We start from the raw sequence: 20,496 nt of genomic DNA, 5'->3' as shown, positions 1-20,496 counted from the left end.
GGTAAATTTAATGAGTAAGACTTACAAGGTAACCAAGGTTGAATCCCAGAAACGACCGGGACGCTACAATATTTATTTAAATGATGAGTATGCTTTTCCAATTGGCGAAGAAGTTTTAATTAAATTTGCGATTTTTAAAGGAACCGAGTTAACTAGCGTTTTAGTTGAACAAATTAAAGCTGCTGATAGCGTTTCAAAGTTATATGGTAAGGCAGTTGATTTCATTTCTTATCGTCAGCGGACCGAATATGAAGTAAGAACTAAGTTACAGACATTATCAGAAAATGAAGAAGCAATTGAATCTACCATTGAAAAGTTAAAGCAAATTAAACTACTTGATGACGAAAACTATGCCAATAGCTATGTTCGACAAATTGCTGATGGACAAGCAAAGGGACCACAAGCTGGAATCAGATATCTCAAACAAAAGGGAATTGCAGAAGTATTAATAACAAATGCTTTAGATGAATTTTATCCTGAGACAACGGTACGAGAGAATGCTACTGTTTTGGCTCAGAAGCTATTTGACCATCAGAATCGATACCCATATAATAAAAGAATTGAGAAAGCAAAGTTAGCATTGATGAGAAAGGGCTTTGGCTTTGACGTAATTGATCAAGCAATCAGTCAAATCGATGCTGAAATTGATGAAGATGAACAAAGTCAATTGTTAAAACAAGCCGGAATGAAACTTTGGAAAAAATACCGTGCAGAAGAACCATATCAAAGAAGACAAAAGTTAAAACAATCATTATATCGAAAGGGCTTTGATTTTGATGCGATTGATGATTTTGTCGACGAAGTAGAGAGGAATTAATTTGAAAAATCTTAAAGAAACAAAGTTAGTATTTTGGACATTTGAACTACTCTTGGTAGTTGGAATTGTGTTTTTATGTACCAAAGTTAGTTTTATTTTTTCACCAATTGGAATTTTCATTTCGACAATTTTTGCACCATTATTAATTGCGGGATTTTTATATTATATGTTAAATCCAATTTTGGAAATATTAATGAAAGTCAAAATCACTAAAACTAAGCGAATTAATCGAACTTGGGGAACAACCATTATTTTCGTTGCCTTGATTTTAATCATTGTCTATTTAATTGCATCGTTAATTCCACACTTGATTTCTCAAGTAGCTAATTTAGCAAATAACATGCCTAAATTTGCCGCTCATCAAGAAGAATCATTGACTAAAATGACTAGACACGGTTGGCTAAAAAATATTGATTGGGATCCAATTGTTTCTAAAATGCAGAAATCTTATGCTTCATACTTAAAAGTGATGCTCAGCAACATTAGTAATAGTGCTGGTAATATTATTTCAATAGCAACAAACGTTATCATTACCTTGATTACAGCTCCCATTATTTTATTCTACATGCTTAAAGATGGGGATAAATTTTTGCCAAGTGTAGAAAAATTATTTCCTGCTTTATCAGAATCACATCGCCGCCAGTCAGAAACATTATTGAAAAAGATGAACAAAACACTTTCTCATTACATCGGTGGTCAAGTAATTGAATGTCTATTCGTTGGAACATTCACTTCCATTGGTTATTTGTTAATTGGACAGCGGTATGCTTTATTATTGGGTGTTTTTGCCGGATTTTGTAATTTAGTTCCTTACGTTGGTCCTTACATTGGAATTATTCCTGCTTTATTAGTGGCTATCATCGTTAGCCCAGAACAGGCCTTTTGGACTATAATTGTAGTAATAGTTGTCCAACAGATTGATGGTAACTTTGTATATCCAAATGTAATTGGAAAATCTTTAAATATTCATCCACTTACAATTATCATTATTTTACTTGCTGCAGGCCACATTGCTGGATTAATTGGAATGATTTTAGCGATTCCAATCTATGCCATTTTGAAAGTAATTATCGAATATATCTACAGTATCTGGCTTGTTCAACATGATCAAAAGTCAGAAATTAATTAGTAAATCAATCCGGATTGATCCGGATTTTTTGCCTTAATTTTCACCAAAACCCATTAGGAGGATTTAAATGAGTGACAAAAAATTAAACGAAGATGTAAGTAAACGACGTACGTTTGCGATTATTTCCCATCCTGATGCTGGGAAAACTACCATTACGGAACAATTACTTTTATTTGGGGGAATTGTGCGAGAAGCTGGAACAGTTAAAGCTCGTAAAAGTGGTAATTTCGCTAAGTCTGATTGGATGGAAATTGAACAAAAACGTGGAATTTCCGTTACAAGTTCTGTGATGCAATTTGATTACGAGGGTAAACGAATTAACATTTTGGATACTCCAGGACATGAGGATTTCTCAGAAGATACTTATCGGACTTTGATGGCTGTTGATTCAGCGGTCATGGTCATCGATGCCGCAAAAGGGATTGAGCCACAAACGAAAAAGCTTTTCCAAATTTGTAAAATGCGGGGAATTCCAATTTTTACTTTTATGAATAAGTTAGATCGTGATGGCCGTGAACCAATGGAATTAGTTAGTCAATTAGAGGATGTCCTTGGAATTGAAGCGTATCCAATGAATTGGCCAATTGGTTCTGGTCGAATTTTAAAGGGTCTTTATGATCGACATAATCATCGGGTTGAACTATTTGAACCAGGTGTGGAAGGTCGACATTTTTTACCACTTGATGATGAAGGAAATATCAAGGGCGATAATCAACTAGAAGGCGATAGTATTTATGATGATGCCAAAGAGGAAATGGATTTAATTTCTGAGGCTGGAAATGAATTTGATCCAGATAAAATTGCTAATGGTGATCAAACTCCAGTTTTCTTTGGTTCAGCGCTAGCTAATTTTGGAGTCCAGACTTTTCTAGATGCATACCTTGAAATGGCACCAGCTCCTGGTCAACATCAAACCTTACAGGATAAAGAAATTCAACCAATTGATGAAAAATTCTCTGGATTTGTGTTTAAGATTCAAGCGAACATGAATCCACATCATCGTGATCGAATTGCCTTTGTGAGAATTTGTTCCGGTCGATTTGAAAAGGGAATGGATGTTACTTTAGATCGAACTAAGCGTGATATTCGTTTATCTAACGTGACGGAGTTTATGGCTAATACTCGAGAAAACGTTAAGACCGCTGTTGCGGGTGATATTATCGGTCTTTATGATACCGGTAATTTCCAAATTGGTGATACGATTTATACAGGGAAAGATGAAGTTACCTTTGAAAAACTTCCTCAATTTACTCCAGAACTATTTATGCGGGTTTCTGCGAAAAATGTTATGAAACAAAAATCATTCCATAAAGGGATTAAGCAATTAGTTCAAGAAGGGGCCATTCAGCTCTATACGACTTATTCAACGGGTCAATATATTTTAGGAGCCGTTGGTCAACTTCAATTTGAAGTTTTCAAATTCAGAATGCAAAATGAATACAATTCTGACGTTTTAATGGAACCAATGGGATCTAAGATTGCCCGGTGGATTGATCCAGAACAACTTGATGAAAAGATGTCATCATCACGGAATATTTTAGTTCGTGATACGAATGATGATCCGTTATTCTTATTTGAAAATCAATTTGCTGAACGTTGGTTCAAAGGTAAGTATCCTGATGTTAAATTAACTGCTAAGCTATAAAATTTTCGATAGGAGTGCTAAATATGAAACATTTATCAGCTTGTACCAGTGTTATGGTCGGAAAAAACGCTAGTATTGATGGTTCAACGATGATTGCTAGAAATGACGATACTTTTTTGCCATTAACGCCACAACGCTTTATTGTTCAGCCAGCTTATGAAAATGAAACTAAGGTTTGGAAATCAAACCAAAATGGATTTACGGCGCCAATGCCTAAAAATGGTTACCGGATGTTGTTAACTCCAAATGCGGATGTTGCTAAAGAAGGGGTTTATGCCGAAAGTGGTTTTAACCAAAAACACGTTGCCATGAGTGCTACAGAAAGTGTTTATGGTAACTTGAGCACACTTGCTCATGATCCTTTGGTAGCAAATGGCCTTGCCGAAGATTCCTTACAATCAATGGTATTACCATACATTAATTCTGCCCGTGATGGAGTACAATATCTCGGTCAATTAATTAAAGAATATGGTTCACCAGAAGGTAATGGGGTAATGTTTAGCGATAATAATGAAGTTTGGTACATGGAAATTGTTACTGGACATCATTGGGTTGCTCAAAGAATTCCAGATGATTCTTATGCCGTGGTTGCCAATCAAGTTGCTATTCAAGATGTTGATTTTGATGATGCTGATAATTTTATGTATTCAGATGGAATCCAAGAATTTGTGGAAAAATATCATTTAAATCCTGATGAAAACGAATTTAACTTTAGACATATCTTTGGAACTAGTAACGAAAAAGATCGTCATTATAATACTCCTCGAGTTTGGTATGGCCAACGCTATTTGACTCCAGAAATGGTTCAATCACCAACTTCTGCAGACATGCCTTTTATTTGTAAGGCTAATCGGAAGATTAAAGTTACAGATGTCGAATTTATTTTAGGTTCTCACTATAATGAAACCGACTATGATCCATTGGGCAAAGGTCCTGAAGACTTGAAGACTAAATTCCGTCCGATTGCGATGAACCGGACACAAAATTCACATGTTTTACAAATTAGAAATGATGTTAAACCAGAAATTTCAACAATCATGTGGTTAAACTTTGGGGTACCAGCCTTTAGTCCTTATGTTCCTTTCTTTGCGAATGTGAATGCTACTGATCCAACTTATGAAACGACGCCATTGAAAATGGATGACACCAGTGCTTACTGGATGTATCGGAAATTATCAATGATTGTCGAATCACATTACAGTCATTTCATTCAACAAGATCGTGACTTTAAGACGGATAATGATCAAATGTTTTTAACCCACGTTGAAAATACTATTAACCAAGCACAAAATTTAAAGCCAGAATCAGTTTCAGCTTTCTTGCAAAAACAAAATCAAAGCTTGGTTGCTGAAATGGAAACGCGTGTGCATAAATTTATGAATGAATTAATGAGTAAGGGCTTAACGCTTTCAAAATTAACTTATGATATGGATAAAAATTTATAGAATTTAAAAAGTTGACTACTCAGTGGTCAACTTTTTTAGTTACAGATTAATTATTTTGTAAGCTCGCTAAGCTTAACTTAATAGACCTATTTAATTTTCGTCTAGGTTTAATGATTTAATTTCGAGATAATTAAATCATTAACTTAAGAGGAGAAAATTATTTTGAAAATTAAAGAAATTACTTATTGTGGGGTAATGATTGCAATTATCGTAGCTTTTAGTTTAGTCCCACCAATTGCAGTTCCAGTGATTCCAGTTCCAATTTCCTTTCAAACAATGGCCGTTATGTTAGCAGGGTCATTACTAGGCAAAAAATTAGGAACCATCAGTGTTTTAATTTTTTTATTGTTAGTAGCTGTTGGTATGCCACTTTTAATTGGCGGAAGAGGTGGTTTTAGTATTTTCCTAGGACCAACTGCTGGATATTTACTAAGTTGGCCTATCAGTGCTTTTTCGATTGGATGGTTATTGGAAAAAGTTGGTAAATTAAACTTTTGGAAGTATTTAATTGCTAATTTAATTGGAGGAGTGTTAGTCATGAATTTAATTGGTGCAATTGGATTATCATTTATAATTCATATGCCAATTTTGAAAGCAATAATTTCAACGACGATGTTTTTTCCCGGAGATATTATAAAAACGGTGATTGTTGCTTTTATTGCCACTAAATTACAACAAACTCACATTATTAAACTAGCTAATTAAAGTATAAACTAACAATACTTGATTGATTACGTTGATTATTCGACAAAATAAGAACGTTTGGTTAATGCTAAACAGCACAAATGACTAGATTACGAATTGTTTTGTAAAAAAAGGTTGTTTTTTAATTTTTTCATGCTATGATAATTACAAATTAAAAACAAAACGTTAACTAGGAAGTAGTAATCCAAAAGAGTGATTCAGTGAGATATTGGTTGGTGCGAAATATCATAAGCTCTTTTAAATGAACGTCACCTAGAAGTTGTATGCGATCAAAACCATACTGGGTGCTCCCATTACAGAGCCAACGATTCGAAGCTGGATTGTGAGAGATGTTATCTTTTTGATAGCATAAATAAGGTGGTACCGCGCATAAGCGTCCTTTAGTCAATTGACTAAAGGACGTTTTTTTGTTGGAAATTTTTATTAATTAAAGGAGATGGGAAAATGAATAAATTTTTGAAAGCTTTATTTTTATGTATTGGGTTATTTTTAGGAGGAATTGGATTATCGGGAACAGTACATGCTGATAGTTCAGTTCAGAGTATTAAAGATCGTGGAGTACTAAAAGTTGTTACTTCACCAGATTATCCTCCTTTTGAATTTCAAATTAACAAACATGGTAAATCAGAGGATGTAGGAATTGATATTGAAATCGCCAAAAAGATTGCCAAAGATCTGGGTGTTAAATTAGAAGTTAAAAACATGGATTTCGCAGCACTTTTGGTTGCAGTCCAAACTGGAAAAGCTGATATGGCCATCGGAGGAATTAATCCAACACCAGAAAGACAACAAAATGCTGATTTCTCCAAAATCTATTACTATGGTGGACAAGAATTTTTGGTTAACAAAGCTGATGCCGAAAAATTTAAAAACCAAAATGCTTTAAAAGGCCAAAAAGTTGGAACCCAAACGGGAACGTTACAACAACAACTTGCTAAAAAAGATTTAAAAGACTCTAAGAACGTTGGAATGGACAAAGCCACCGACTTAATTTTAGCTTTGAAAACTAATAAAGTTGCAGCAGTTGGAGTTGAAAAACCAGTTGGTCAAGCATATGTAGATAATGATTCTGATTTAAAGATGATTCCAGCTGATTATAAAATTGACAAAAAAGATACTGGTTCCGCAATTGGAATGGCAAAGGGTAACGACTCTTTGAAAGATGCTGCTAACCAATCAATTGATCAAATCAACAAAGAAAATTTAATGCCTAAATATTTAGCAACTGCCGGTAAATACATGAAAGTTAATACCACGGACACTTCAATGTTGCATTACTGGAAATACTTTTACGATGGGTTAACTCATACCTTACTAATCTCAGTTCTTGCTGTAATTGGTGGAATTATTTTAGGTGTAATCCTTGCACTAATGAAAATTAGCAAGTATAAAATTTTAAGTTGGCCAGCAATCAGTTACGTAGAAGTTGTTAGAGGAACTCCAATGATGGTTCAAGTCTTGTTAATCTACTTTGGATTAGGAGTAATCATCAACATTCCTTCACTAATTGCCGGAATCATTGCAGTTACGTTAAACAGTGCAGCATACGTCTGTGAAATTATCAGAGGGGGAATTGCCTCAGTTGATAAAGGACAGACTGAAGCAACTAAGAGTTTGGGATTAAGTAACGGTGATTCATTAAGATTTGTAATCCTACCACAAGCCTTTAAGAACATTTGGCCAGCCTTAGGAAACGAATTTATTTCTGTAATTAAGGAAAGTTCAATTGTTTCAATTATTGGAGTGACTGACTTAGTTTACGAATTAAATGTCGTTAGAGCTGATACTTATCGGGGAGTTGCCCCAATTGTCGTGGTAATGGTAATTTACTTTGTAATTACGTTTACCTTAACTAGAGGATTAAATTATTTGGAAGGGAAGATGAATCATGACTAAATCAATTATTGAATTAAACAACGTGAAAAAAAGTTACGCGGAAAACCATGTTTTAAAAGGAATTAACGGAGAGGTGCACGAAGGTGAAGTGATTTGCATCATCGGTCCTTCTGGATCAGGAAAGAGTACCTTATTAAGATGCATTAACCAATTAGAAAAACCGACAGATGGCGAAGTTTTCTTTAACGATGAAGATTTGGCTAAAATGTCAGAAAAGGAACTTAGCAAGTTAGGTGAAGAAATTGGAATGGTTTTTCAAAGTTTTAATTTATTCCCGAACATGACCGTGATTGAAAACCTAAAGTTAGCTCCGATGAGAGTTAAGCATTTAGATGATGCTGAAGCTGAAAAAATTGGAATGAAATATTTAAAGAGAGTTGGATTAGCTGATAAGGCAAATGCATATCCTGCTAGTTTATCTGGAGGACAAAAACAAAGAGTAGCGATTGCCAGAGCTTTGGCGATGAACCCCAAAGTTATGTTCTTTGATGAACCGACGAGTGCCCTTGATCCTGAAATGGTAGGGGAAGTGCTAGCTGTAATGAAAGAACTAGCAGATGAAAACATGACGATGTTAGTGGTAACTCACAAAATGGGCTTCGCAAAGAAAGTCGCCGACCAAGTTTGGTTTATGGCGGATGGCTACATTCAAGAAAAAAATACGCCACAAGCAATTTTTGATAATCCACAAGCAGACAGAACGAAAGAATTTATTGGAAAGATAATCGGTGATTAAAATGGAAAAACAAAAAGTAGTTTTAGCCTATTCAGGTGGTTTAGATACTTCAGTTGCAATTGCATGGTTAAAGGATAAAGGTTACGACGTCGTAGCTTGTTGTATTAACGTTGGGGAAGCCAAAGATCCCGAATACGTGAAAAATAAAGCGCTTAAAACCGGAGCCGTGGCTGCCTACGTGTTAGATTGTAAAGAAGAATACGCTGATCAATATCTCTCCTTAGCACTTCAAGCAAACGTTATGTACGAAGGCGTTTACCCATTATCTTCTGCTTTATCAAGACCCTTAATTGTGAAAAAAATAATGGAAGTTGCTAAAAAAAAGGAGCAACAGCTATTGCCCATGGTTGTACTGGAAAAGGCAATGATCAAGTTCGGTTTGAAGTGGCAATTTATGCGTTAGCTCCTAATATTGAAGTGCTTAGTCCAGTTCGGGACTGGCACTGGGCAAGAGAAGAAGAAATTGATTACGCTAAAGACCATGGCATTGAAATTCCCATCGATTTAGATTCACCATATTCGATTGACTCCAATATTTGGGGTAGAGCAAACGAAGCTGGAATCTTGGAAGATCCATGGGTATCAGCACCAGAAGATGCCTATGCGCTTACCAAAGCAATTACTGAAACTCCAGATCAACCAACTGAAATTGAATTAGAATTTAAAAATGGAATTCCAGTTAAATTAAATGGTGAAGTAATGTCCTTTGCAGCTTTAATTGAAAAATTAGATAAAATTGCTGGCGAAAATGGCATTGGGAGAATTGACCACATCGAAAATCGGTTAGTGGGAATTAAATCAAGAGAAATATATGAAGCTCCTGCAGCTACTGTTTTAATTAAAGCTCATAAATAATTAGAAGACATTGTGTTAGAACGAGATTTAGCGCACTTTAAACCTTTAATTGATAAGGAAATTTGTGAAGTGATTTATAACGGATTATGGTTCTCACCTTTAATGGCTTCTTTGAAAGCTTTTGTCGAACAATCACAAAAAGTGGTGAATGGAATCATTAAACTAGAATTATTTAAAGGAAACATTATTATTTTAGGTCGGAAAGCAAACGACAGTTTATACGATAAAGATTTAGCTACTTACACATCTTCAGATTCATTTGATCAAGAAGCTGCGAAAGGATTCATTAAATTATGGGGTCTTCCTACTGAGGTTGCAAACCAATTTGCCATGAAAAACAAGGGCGGTGAAGCGTAATGAGCGACAAATTGTGGGGCGGCCGGTTTCAAACAGAAACTAATGCCTTAGTCGATCAATTTGGAGCTTCAATTAACTTTGACCAATTGATGGCAGCGGAAGACCTAGAAGGTTCATTAGCGCACGTTAAAATGTTAGGCAAAACTGGAATTTTATCAGCAGATGACGTTGCGAAGATTGTAGCGGGACTAGAATCAATTCAAACCGATTTAGCGGCGGGAAAAATTGAATTTTCCGTCGAAAATGAAGACGTTCATATGAACATCGAAAGTATTTTAACAGATCGAATTGGACCGGTTGCAGGAAAATTGCACACAGCTCGTTCGAGAAATGATCAGGTTGCCACTGATTTTCATTTATACGTTAAAAACCGAATTCCAGTTGTGATTAAAGAAATTACGAATTTGCAAAAAGCCTTACTAAAATTAGTCGAAGCCAACGTGACCACGATTATGCCAGGTTATACGCATTTACAACATGCTCAACCAATTTCGTATGCACATTATCTAATGGCCTATTTTCAAATGTTGCAACGTGACAAAGAACGATTTGAATTTAATTTAAAGCACACTGATATTTCACCATTAGGAGCAGCTGCCCTAGCCGGAACCACGTTTCCCATTGACCGGGAGTTTACTGCACAAGAATTAGGCTTTAATCAAATTTATGCTAATTTTTTAGATGCTGTTTCTGATCGGGACTTTGCGATTGAATTTTTGAGTAATAGTTCAATTTTAATGATGCATTTATCTCGTTTTTCTGAAGAAATTAGTATGTGGGTGAGTCAAGAATTCCAATATTTAGAATTAAGTGACGGATATACCACCGGAAGTTCCATTATGCCGCAAAAGAAAAATCCAGATATGGTCGAATTAATTAGAGAAAAGACCGGTCGAATTTATGGGAACTTAATGGGATTGTTGACGACTTTAAAGGGAATTCCGTTAGCTTATAATAAAGACTTACAAGAAGATAAAGAAGGGGTCTTTGATACCTTAAAGACAATTGTGGCTGCTTTGAAAATCTTTACCGGAATGATTAAAACTTTGAAAGTTAACGAGCAAAAAATGAAAACCAGTACGGAAAATGATTATTCTAATGCCACTGAGTTAGCCGATTATTTAGCAGTGAAAGGGTTACCTTTTCGACAAGCACATGCTGTGGTTGGTAAGTTAGTCTTACATGGTATTCAAACGCACCAAAACTTACAAGATATGCCATTGGCTGAATTAAAAAATGGTAGTGAATTGATTGAAGCTGATGTTTATCCAGAACTTCAATCAGAAACTGCTGTGGCAAGACGTAATTCATTTGGGGAAACTGGGTTTGACCAAGTTAAACTCCAAATTGAAAATGCCAAAAAAATAATCTAACAAAAAAACATCCAGACGGATGTTTTTTTAGTTAATTTTTTTGGTTTCATCATTAATTTTGGTAACGTATTCTTGTTTAATCCATTCCGCACCACCAAGTGAAAGCCATGTTTGTTCATTGGTATGGACTTCTTTGAAAACTTTCCAAACAGATCCAACGGGTAATTTAAAATCATAATTAGATTTTTCTAAAGCGTGGCTGTAAACAACAGCAGGGAGCTTTATTTTAACCAGATAATTAACTGGTTGAACTAATTTCCAATTGTCATGGCGATAATATAAGATGACATTTTGTGGTTCATTATTAAAGATACCATCTAAGTCACCAATTGAAATATGTAGTTGGTATCCAAGGATAGCAGGAATTTTAACTTGATAATGTTCATTTATCTCGCCAGTCATAAATTCTGGAACTTTCAGCAAGGTATTATTATCGTAATCAAAACAATATACCATGACAGGTTTTCCTAATTTTTTTTTATAATGAATAATAATGGTTTGTTGAGTGGCGACCACGATGGATGTCATTCCTTCAATTTTTTTAAAGATATAGTTTTTAAATTGAGGAATTGTTAATCTTAATGGTTCTCCTAAATAAGATTTAAAAATTAACTGAGATCTTAGTTCGTCTTGATTGGCATTTAAAAATTTTACTAATATTGTTGCGGGATTCTTTGTGGATAAGGCATTCTGTTTTGAGGTAATCGTTAATTTATCTGAATTTTCAATAGTTTTGGGTTTGAAATTTTTGGCATTCCTTGTCATTGAAACTGAGTTTTTTGCTAGATGTTTCGGACGTGGTTTGTTCTTTTGCTTAGGCATAAATAATTTTTTGATAAAATTAAACAAATTAGTAACCTCCAAATGTAATAGTTTAATTTTAACATTAAATAAAAAATGCTACTTACTAATTCAATAGTAAGTAGCATTTTTGCTTATTTGGCACTAATTTTAATGTCTTTATTTTTATCTAGAGTAGCTTTTAATGCTTTAACATTAGGATTATCCAACAAATATCCAGCTACCTGATCTTCAAGTTGTTCTTGAATTACTCGACGTAATGGACGAGCACCCATTGCCGGATTGTAACCTAGTTCAACTAATTGCTCTTTAACGTCATCAGAGACGTCAACAGTTAAATCATTTTGCGCTAATGTTTCATTCATATCACTCAAAAGAAGGTTTACAATTTGACGTAATTCTTTTTTATTTAATGAATTAAATTCGATGATATCATCAAATCGATTTAAAAATTCAGGCTTGAAGTAGGCACTTAATTTATCTAAAACAGAGTGAGTACTGCCACTCGTTTCGGCACCAAAACCGACGTTAGCACCCGTGTTTGCCCCAGCATTACTGGTCATGATGATGACAGTATCCTTAAATGATACCGTGCGCCCCTGTGAATCGGTTAAACGACCATCATCTAGAACTTGTAAGAATGCGTGAAGCACATCTGAGTGAGCTTTTTCAACTTCATCTAACAAAATCAAACTGTATGGATGACGACGAACCTTTTCAGTTAATTGACCAGCTTCATCATATCCAACGTATCCGGGAGCGGCTCCAATTAGTTTGGCAATTGATTGAGGTTCACGGTATTCAGACATATCAAAACGAATAATTGATTCTTTTGAACCAAAGAGTTGTTCAGCTAATTGCTTTGCAAGTTCTGTTTTACCAACTCCAGTAGGTCCGACAAAGAGAAATGAACCAATTGGACGACCAGACTTGTTAAAGCCAACCCGATTTCTTTGAATTGCTTTAGCCACTTTATTAACAGCGTTGCCTTGACCAATTACGTGTTTTTCAAGGTTAACATTTAAATTTTTAAGTTGTGCTTTTTCTTGATCTTCTAAATCAGCAACGGGAATGCTAGTAATTTCTTCTACAACTTGTTGCATATCTTTTTCAGTAACCGTATTGTTCTTTGCTTTTTCTTGGGCAAGGTTATCTTTTTGACGATTGAGTTGTTTTTCCCGATCACGATAAAATGCAGCAGTTTCATAATCTTCTTTATCTAATGCAGTTTCTTTTTGCTTTTCAGCTTCTGAAATTTCTTTGTCAATTGCTTTTGGATCAATAATATTAAGCGTTAGATTCTTTCTTGAACCAGTTTCATCCATTAAGTCAATGGCTTTATCTGGTAAGAAACGATCATTGATATAACGGTTAGATAGTTTTACGGCAGCATTAATTGCGTCTTCGGTATAATGAACCATGTGATAATCTTCGTAATTTTTTTGAAGTCCTTTTAAAATTTTGATTGCTTGTTCAGTCGTTGGTTCTTCTACCATAATTGGTTGGAAACGACGCGCTAAAGCAGAATCTTTTTCAATATCGCGATATTCTTTGAGAGTGGTAGAACCGATTAGTTGGAAATCTCCACGAGCCAAGGCTGGTTTAAGCACATTTCCAGCATCAAGACCACCTTCAGAATTTCCAGCGCCTACAATTTCATGAATTTCATCAATGAAAAGAATCAGATTTTTGTCAGCTTTAACTTCTTTGATAAGAGCCTGCATCTTCTTTTCGAATTGTCCACGAATTCCAGTTCCTTGAATCATTGAAACCATATCGATTTGAATAATTTTCTTATTGCGAAGTTTTTGAGGAACAGTTCCATCAGCAATCTTTTGCGCTAAACCTTCTACGATTGCTGTCTTACCAACTCCTGCTTCACCGATTAAAACAGGGTTGTTTTTAGAGCGACGATTTAAGACTTCGATTGCTCGAGCAGTTTGTTTTTCTCGGCCAATCATTGGATCAAGTTTACCTTGACGAGCTAATTTAGTTAAATCAGTTCCGTATTGAGCAATGATACCGTTATTTTTTCCACCATTACCAGGTGTTTTGGCACCATTCATATTTCCAGTTTGCATTGAGCGTAGTAAATCATCTAAATTACTGAAACCATAAGCTCCTTGTTGTCCTTCCATATTCAAAACCTCCTTCATAGTTTTGACCTTTGTTGACTATTTAAAATTAATTATACTCACAAGCAAAGTTGATTCAAGTAAAGTGACTGTTAATTATTATTTAACTTTTTATGGTAGAATATAATAAGAAAACGTTTTCAAATGGGAGGTCTTTTTTGGATAAGACAAAATCAGATTATACAGAATTATTGGATCAGCTTCGTGATGGTAAAATCAAAGAACTTACAATCACGCCAGATGAATTTCTCGTTTTTCAACAAGCATTTATGGATTATGAAACTCGTAAACGAATAATTGGAAATGCTGGCGATCAGGGAATTGTTGTTTATCATTACGATAATGATAATTAATTCTTAAATTAACAGAATACAGGTTTGAAAAACTTGTATTTTAAATTAGTTATTGGTAACCTTAAAGTATAAAAAAGGTAAATTAAAAGGAGTGCGTTTATTATGGAAAAACGTCAATTCAAAATTACAGCAGAAACCGGTATTCACGCTCGTCCTGCTACTTTCTTAGTTCAAACTGCAAGTAAATTTAACGCAAACATTACATTAGAATACGAAGACAAAACAGTTAACCTTAAGTCAATCATGGGAGTTATGTCACTCGGTGTTGGTCAAAACGCAGTAATTACAATTACTGCTGAAGGCGACGATGCAAAAGAAGCACTTGATGCGATTGCTAAAACCATGAAAGATGAAGGTTTAATCGACTAATTTTTTAATGATTAAAGAGAGTTGCTGAGGCAACTCTTTTTATTTATTTTCATAATTTGCAAAGTGTTTTTTAAACCCATATAATTACATTTGTTTAGCTCAAATTGAAAGGATGAAGATTAACTTGAATATTGGACTATTTACAGATACATATTTTCCCCAAGTTAGCGGGGTAGCCACCTCAATCAAGACCCTTAAAGATGAGTTAGAACGTCGTGGAAATAATGTTTATATTTTTACGACAACTGATCCAAATGCAAAAGAAGTAAAAGATGATCATATCTATCGTTTCTCAAGTATTCCCTTTATTTCTTTTACTGAGCGACGGATTGCAGTCCGTGGTTTATTTCAAGCAACACAAATTGCAAAAAAACTACATTTAGATATTGTTCATACTCAAACTGAATTTTCGATGGGAATGATTGGAAAATTTGTAGCCAAAAACCTAAGTATTCCATGTATTCATACTTATCATACGATGTATGAAGATTATCTTCATTATGTTGCTAATGGTCATTTATTAAAACCGATTCACGTTAAAGAGGGAACTTTGTATTTTTGTCATCATTTAGATGGGATTGTTTCTCCAAGTAAACGCGTGCTAGATAAGTTGACTGGTTATGGTGTTAAAAGTCCAATTAGGATTATTCCAACTGGGATTAATGTTGAGCATTATGAAGAACCAAGTACGATCGATATTCGTAAGGAATTGGGAATTTCAGAAGAAACTCCGGTTATGTTGTCAGTTAGTCGCTTGGCTTACGAAAAAAACATTTCTGAATTAATTGACGCACTTCCTAAAATTTTAAAACAAGTTCCAGAAGCTAAGCTTGTAATTGTAGGACAAGGTCCAGCCGAAAATGATTTGCATCAACAAGTGAAAAAATTAAAACTCGAAGATTCAGTGATTTTTACAGGTGAAATTGATAATGATGATGTTTACCGTTACTATCGAATGGCGAATGTATTTGTGTCAACGTCTGAATCAGAATCTCAGGGACTAACTTACATTGAAGCAATGGCTGCTGGTACTAAAGTAGTAGTTGCGACCAGTCCTTACACTGATGGATTAATCAATAATAAATCATTAGGAATGACTTTTAATTCAGAAGTCGAATTTATTGATGACGTGGTCACGTATTTACAAAACCCACAGCAGTATCCTAATAATTTAGAATTGCGAAAACAAAAATTACATGATATTTCTGCCGTTTACTTTGTTGATCGAATTATCGATTTTTATGATGCGGCTTTGAACAATTATGACAATTCATATGATGATGTGACTGACGAGGAGTAGTTGATGTTAAAAATTGATATGTTTTCCACTGCCACAAAAATTAAAGGACAGGGAGTGGGAAGTGCTTATACTGAGTTGGTGCGGATGTTAACGGAAAAGTTTCCCCAACAATTTGAAATTGAAATTAATAAATACAATCGAACTGATCTTAGCCACTATCATACAATCGACCCAATGTTCTATTTATCAACTTTTTCTAAAAAAAGGGGTCGAAAAATCGGATACGTGCATTTTTTGCCGGAAACGTTAGATGAGAGTTTAACAATTCCCGGCCCGTTTCGTAAGTTGTTTTATAAATACGTAATTGCATTTTATAAAAGAATGGATGAAATTGTTGTGGTTAATCCGACCTTTATTCCAAAGTTGGAAAACTATGGAATTAAACGCGATAAAATTACATATATTCCAAATTTTGTAAGTAAAAATGAATTTCATTCGGTAAATAATGTCGAAAAAAAGGACTTACGCAAACAGTACCACTTTGATGAACAAAAATTTACTGTAATTTGTACTGGACAAGTCCAAACACGTAAAGGGGTACTAGATTTTGCTAAGTTGGCTCGCCAAAACCCTGATTTTCAATTTATTTGGGTTGGTGGTTTTTCGTTTGGTGCAATGACAGCAGGGTACGAAGAACTTAAGCAATTGGTTAATCATCCACCAGTTAATTTAGTTTTTCCTGGAATTGTTGATCGCGATAAATTAGTTGATTATTACGATATGGCGGATGTTTTTTTATTGCCGTCATTCAATGAATTATTTCCTATGTCAGTATTGGAAGCTTTTTCATGCGGATTACCGGTTGTTTTACGTAATTTGGACCTTTATAAAAAAATCATTGGTGGATACTATATTTCAGCTGATGATGAAACTCAAATGAATAGTGATTTGAAAAAGTTAGCAAGTAGTCCTGATTTGATACAAAAGTTTGTAAAAAAATCACAAGAAGCTTCAACTTATTACTCAGAAAATCATTTAGCTGAAATTTGGTATAAATTTTATACAGAACAAGCTGAGATTGGACGAGTGAAAGGACAGATTAATGTCAAAAAGAAATAAGCTATCACTTTTATTTGTGATTGCGATTGGGTTACTTATCGCTTGGTATGCACTTCGTGATATTAAATTTACAGTTTTAATTCATGATTTAACTAAGCTTAATCCTGCATGGCTTTTATTAGCAGTTTGTTGTATTTTGGCCTATTTGTTTTTTGAAACAGTGATTACTTACCTACTTGTTCATAGCAGTAATCCAAAATTCACTTTTCATGATGCAATCCGAGTTCCATTAGTTGAACAATTATTTAATGGAATTACGCCTTTTTCATCTGGAGGACAGCCTGCTCAGTTGGTCATACTGATGCAGTCAGGGGTTGATGCGGGAAAAGCAACGTCTGCCTTAATGATGAAATTCGTGGTCTATCAGATTATGATTGTATTTAATTTTATAATTAGTTTGATAATTGGTTTCGAATTTTTAATTGATAAGGTTCATGCATTAGCATGGTTCGTATTATTTGGTTTTTTAATCCATTTAGTTGTGATTGTTGTATTATTAATGATTATGTATTGGTACCAATTTACTAAAAAAATAATTAATTTAATAATTAAACCTTTAAGGTGGTTTGTTGGCGAAGGACGTTATCAGAATTGGGTTATAATAGTTAACGAAAAAATTGATTCCTTTTATACCGAAAGTGTTAAAATTGGACATCAATGGAAATTATTGGGAAAAGTTTTTATTTTGACTTTTTTTCAATTGCTTTTTTATTACATGATTCCTTATTTTGTGATGCGTTCATTAGGCTGTAACAATGCAAACATTATTATGGTTACTAGTTTAAATATTTTGATTTTCTTAGTGATATCGATGTTTCCAATTCCTGGAGGAGCCGGTGGAGCGGAATATAGTTTCGAGATGCTATTTAAAAGTTACATTTATAGTAGTAGCAAACTAGCAGTTGCAATGATCTTATGGCGAATCCTAACTTATTATGTAGGACTTGTTTTAGGATTGTTCGCCTTGCTAGTAAAGCCCAGCAAGAATAAAAAATAGGTTATATTGTATTATTTTGGAGGAAAAAGGAATGGTTAACGTCTTAAAGCGCATTCGAAATTTTTTTAATACAACTTTTGGTTTCTTTACATTAGTTGTAGTTTTGTTTTGCCTAAAAACTTACATTGCATATCGGACGGATTTTACCCTTGGAGTTACAGGTGGAATCCAAAACTTTTTACTTGTAGTAAATCCAATTCCATCAGCATTATTGCTTTTTGGAATTGCATTGTACTTTAGAGGGAAGCTCTCATATTGGTTAATGTTAATCATTGATTTTTTGCAGTCAACTTGGTTGTTTGCAAATATTTTATATTACCGTGAGTTTTCTGACTTTTTATCAATGGGAATCATCAAAGGAACAGGAGATGTTCAAAACAACTTAGGAAAGAGTTTTGTCCAAATTTTGCGTCCAGGTGATTTTATTGCTTATGTTGATATTGTTATTTTGATTTTACTATTACTTTTTAAAGTAATTAAAATTGATAAAAAACCATTTAAGAAGCGTTTTGCTTTCTTAATTACGATTCTTTCATTTGTCTTAATGTTTGCGGAATATAATGTTGCTAACGCAGATCGTTCTGGTCTATTAACGAGAACTTTTGATAACAACTACATTGTTAAGTATTTGGGATTAAACGAGTATGCAGCATTTAATATCTATCAAAATCATCAAGAAAGTCAGACTCGAGCAAATGCAAAAGTATCTGATTTAAAAGGTGTACAAAAATTTATCAACCAGAATCAAGTTAGTCCTAACGTGCAATACTTTGGTAAAGAAAAAGGAAAGAATGTCTTTATCATTCATTTGGAAAGTTTCCAACAATTTTTAATTGATTACAAAGTCGATGGAAAAGAAGTTACACCAAATATTAATAAGTTCTACCATAATCAACATACAATTGCTTTTGATGATTTCTATCACCAAGTAGCTCAAGGAAAGACTTCTGATGCTGAAATGATGCTAGAAAATTCATTGTACGGATTGCCACAAGGCTCAGCAATGGTTAGCTATGGTGCACAAAATACGTATCAAGCTGCTCCTTCAATTCTTGATGAAGAAGCTGGATACACCAGTGCTGCCTTTCATGGAGATGTTCCAACTTTTTGGAATCGAAATAATGCCTACAAATCATGGGGATATGATTATTTCTTTAGTGATTCGTACTATAAAACAAAACCTCAATACAATATTGGTTATGGTATGAAGGATAAGATTTTCTTCAAACAAGCGATTCCTTATATTCAACAATTACCACAACCATTTTATGCTAAATTAATTACATTAACTAACCATTATCCATATGAACTAGATAAGCGAAACACTTCATCCCCTGCAACTAAGACAGGTGATAATACGGTTGACCCTTATGTGCAAACTGCTCATTATCTTGATCAATCATTTGGTGAATTTGAGGCCTACCTTCAAAAGAGTGGATTAGCGAAAAATAGTGTTGTTGTTTTATATGGTGATCATTATGGTATTTCTAATAATCACCGTCCCGCCATTGCTAAATTACTAGGTAAGAAGAGCGTCAATAAATATGATTTGGCTCAGTTCCAAAAAGTTCCATTTATGATTAATGGAGGCAATTTGGATGGACATATAGATCATACCTATGGGGGAGAAATCGATGTGTTGCCAACCTTACTTCACTTACTAGGAATTAAAAATAATCATATGATTCAATTTGGTCATGATTTATTAAGTAATCAAAACCAACAAATCGTTCCATTCCGTAATGGCGACTTTGTTTCTAAACAGTACACTAAAGTTGGTGGAACCATTTATGACACAGCAACAGGGCAAGAAATTCATCCTACAAGCTCACAGAAGAAGACAATCAATAATATTCAAAAGTATGTTGATGATTCTTTAGAAAACTCCGACAAGGTCGTTTATGGAGATTTATTACGGTTCCATAAACTTAAAAACTATAAAGATGTCAATAAGAAAACTATTGATTATAATAAAAAAGCTACCTTAAAGAAATTAAAAGAAGAAGATAAAAAGAAAAAGACAGATTTGATCGATCAAAATGGTGGTAAATCCACGATTAATGATTTTAAAACTGATGCTCCAGAACTTAAATAAATTAAAAAGATGCCGATGAGGCATCTTTTTTTATTTTATTGAAAAAGATATTGACGAAACTTCATCTACTTGGTAAGATAGTATTTGTCGTTGAGATGACTTATTATTTTTAAAAAATTATTTCTAAGTTTTTATTGAAAAAGATATTGACGAAACTTCATCTACTTGGTAAGATAGTATTTGTCGTTGAGATGACTTATTTTTTAAAAAATTATTTCTAAGTTTTTATTGACAATAATTTCCAGTCGTTATACAATGATTAAGTCGGCAAATAGTTGATATAAGTTCGTTTGCTACGAGTAGATCTTTGAAAACTGAACAAGATTTTGATTACAATAAGTGTAAGGATAATCTTTAAACTTAGTTTAAAGATTAAACAAATATGCAATGTCAATTTGTGAAAACAAATAAATAAGAGCTAGTAAAGTT

16 protein-coding genes, 1 pseudogene and 1 other annotated feature are annotated in these 20,496 nt (G+C 34.0%); of the genes and pseudogenes, 15 read left to right on the top strand and 2 right to left on the bottom strand.

Annotation, left to right across the window (positions count from 1 at the left end):
• The first annotated feature begins 10 nt into the window (after positions 1 to 10).
• From recX to argH, 9 genes and pseudogenes are all read left to right on the top strand, one after another.
• On the top strand, positions 11 to 817 hold the full coding sequence (gene recX / locus PY770_RS05560) for a recombination regulator RecX (RefSeq protein WP_163601046.1): 807 nt from the start codon (positions 11 to 13) through the stop codon (positions 815 to 817).
• A 1-nt stretch (position 818) separates the two neighbouring features.
• The gene (locus PY770_RS05555) at positions 819 to 1,946 is read left to right on the top strand and encodes an AI-2E family transporter (RefSeq protein ID WP_103428922.1); all 1,128 of its coding nucleotides are present in this window, start codon (positions 819 to 821) and stop codon (positions 1,944 to 1,946) included.
• A gap of 67 nt (positions 1,947 to 2,013) precedes the next feature.
• Positions 2,014 to 3,591, top strand: a complete 1,578-nt coding sequence (locus PY770_RS05550) for a peptide chain release factor 3 (protein WP_014082306.1) — start codon at positions 2,014 to 2,016, stop codon at positions 3,589 to 3,591.
• Between the two features lie 23 nt (positions 3,592 to 3,614).
• Positions 3,615 to 5,036: a C69 family dipeptidase gene (locus tag PY770_RS05545; RefSeq protein ID WP_139555065.1), complete on the top strand. Its 1,422-nt coding sequence runs from the start codon at positions 3,615 to 3,617 to the stop codon at positions 5,034 to 5,036.
• A gap of 162 nt (positions 5,037 to 5,198) precedes the next feature.
• Complete coding sequence (locus tag PY770_RS05540; protein ID WP_225362135.1) at positions 5,199 to 5,741, top strand: biotin transporter BioY; 543 nt, start codon at positions 5,199 to 5,201, stop codon at positions 5,739 to 5,741.
• Between the two features lie 156 nt (positions 5,742 to 5,897).
• Positions 5,898 to 6,125 (top strand) — a binding site (T-box leader).
• A gap of 60 nt (positions 6,126 to 6,185) precedes the next feature.
• A complete protein-coding gene (locus tag PY770_RS05535) occupies positions 6,186 to 7,637 on the top strand; it encodes an ABC transporter substrate-binding protein/permease (protein WP_168880892.1) in 1,452 nt (483 codons plus the stop codon).
• Positions 7,630 to 8,373, top strand: a complete 744-nt coding sequence (locus tag PY770_RS05530) for an amino acid ABC transporter ATP-binding protein (RefSeq protein ID WP_275045843.1) — start codon at positions 7,630 to 7,632, stop codon at positions 8,371 to 8,373. The genes PY770_RS05535 and PY770_RS05530 overlap by 8 nt, the downstream gene beginning before the upstream one ends.
• A 1-nt stretch (position 8,374) precedes the next feature.
• Positions 8,375 to 9,585 (top strand): annotated as a pseudogene (locus PY770_RS05525) (argininosuccinate synthase).
• On the top strand, positions 9,585 to 10,958 hold the full coding sequence (gene argH / locus PY770_RS05520; RefSeq protein ID WP_103428925.1) for an argininosuccinate lyase: 1,374 nt from the start codon (positions 9,585 to 9,587) through the stop codon (positions 10,956 to 10,958). Before PY770_RS05525 ends, argH begins: the two are co-directional and overlap by 1 nt.
• Before the next feature lie 27 nt (positions 10,959 to 10,985).
• On the opposite strand, the gene PY770_RS05515 is transcribed toward argH, so the two are convergent.
• Both PY770_RS05515 and PY770_RS05510 read right to left on the bottom strand, forming a co-directional pair.
• On the bottom strand, positions 10,986 to 11,807 hold the full coding sequence (locus PY770_RS05515; RefSeq protein ID WP_103428926.1) for a MucBP domain-containing protein: 822 nt from the start codon (positions 11,805 to 11,807) through the stop codon (positions 10,986 to 10,988).
• An 86-nt stretch (positions 11,808 to 11,893) separates the two neighbouring features.
• Positions 11,894 to 13,897 carry an ATP-dependent Clp protease ATP-binding subunit gene (locus PY770_RS05510; protein WP_168880890.1) on the bottom strand — a complete coding sequence of 668 codons (2,004 nt, stop codon included), beginning with the start codon at positions 13,895 to 13,897 and terminating at the stop codon, positions 11,894 to 11,896.
• Between the two features lie 155 nt (positions 13,898 to 14,052).
• Here PY770_RS05510 and PY770_RS05505 point away from each other — a divergent pair, with 155 nt between their 5' ends.
• From PY770_RS05505 to PY770_RS05480, 6 genes are all read left to right on the top strand, one after another.
• Positions 14,053 to 14,247 carry a hypothetical protein gene (locus PY770_RS05505; RefSeq protein WP_014082296.1) on the top strand — a complete coding sequence of 65 codons (195 nt, stop codon included), beginning with the start codon at positions 14,053 to 14,055 and terminating at the stop codon, positions 14,245 to 14,247.
• A gap of 102 nt (positions 14,248 to 14,349) precedes the next feature.
• Positions 14,350 to 14,616 carry a phosphocarrier protein HPr gene (locus PY770_RS05500; protein WP_014082295.1) on the top strand — a complete coding sequence of 89 codons (267 nt, stop codon included), beginning with the start codon at positions 14,350 to 14,352 and terminating at the stop codon, positions 14,614 to 14,616.
• Between the two features lie 124 nt (positions 14,617 to 14,740).
• Positions 14,741 to 15,916, top strand: coding sequence for a glycosyltransferase family 4 protein (locus PY770_RS05495; RefSeq protein WP_275045842.1), 1,176 nt, complete (start codon positions 14,741 to 14,743; stop codon positions 15,914 to 15,916).
• Between the two features lie 3 nt (positions 15,917 to 15,919).
• Positions 15,920 to 16,975 carry a glycosyltransferase family 4 protein gene (locus PY770_RS05490; RefSeq protein WP_275045841.1) on the top strand — a complete coding sequence of 352 codons (1,056 nt, stop codon included), beginning with the start codon at positions 15,920 to 15,922 and terminating at the stop codon, positions 16,973 to 16,975.
• Positions 16,959 to 17,972, top strand: coding sequence for a lysylphosphatidylglycerol synthase transmembrane domain-containing protein (locus tag PY770_RS05485; RefSeq protein WP_014082292.1), 1,014 nt, complete (start codon positions 16,959 to 16,961; stop codon positions 17,970 to 17,972). Before PY770_RS05490 ends, PY770_RS05485 begins: the two co-directional genes overlap by 17 nt.
• Before the next feature lie 31 nt (positions 17,973 to 18,003).
• Complete coding sequence (locus PY770_RS05480) at positions 18,004 to 20,067, top strand: LTA synthase family protein (RefSeq protein WP_056958319.1); 2,064 nt, start codon at positions 18,004 to 18,006, stop codon at positions 20,065 to 20,067.
• Positions 20,068 to 20,496 lie beyond the last annotated feature (429 nt).

Origin of the sequence: Fructilactobacillus sanfranciscensis (assembly GCF_029023685.1) — a bacterium.
Taxonomy (GTDB): domain Bacteria; phylum Bacillota; class Bacilli; order Lactobacillales; family Lactobacillaceae; genus Fructilactobacillus; species Fructilactobacillus sanfranciscensis.
This window is presented reverse-complemented; position numbering and strand designations above follow the sequence as displayed.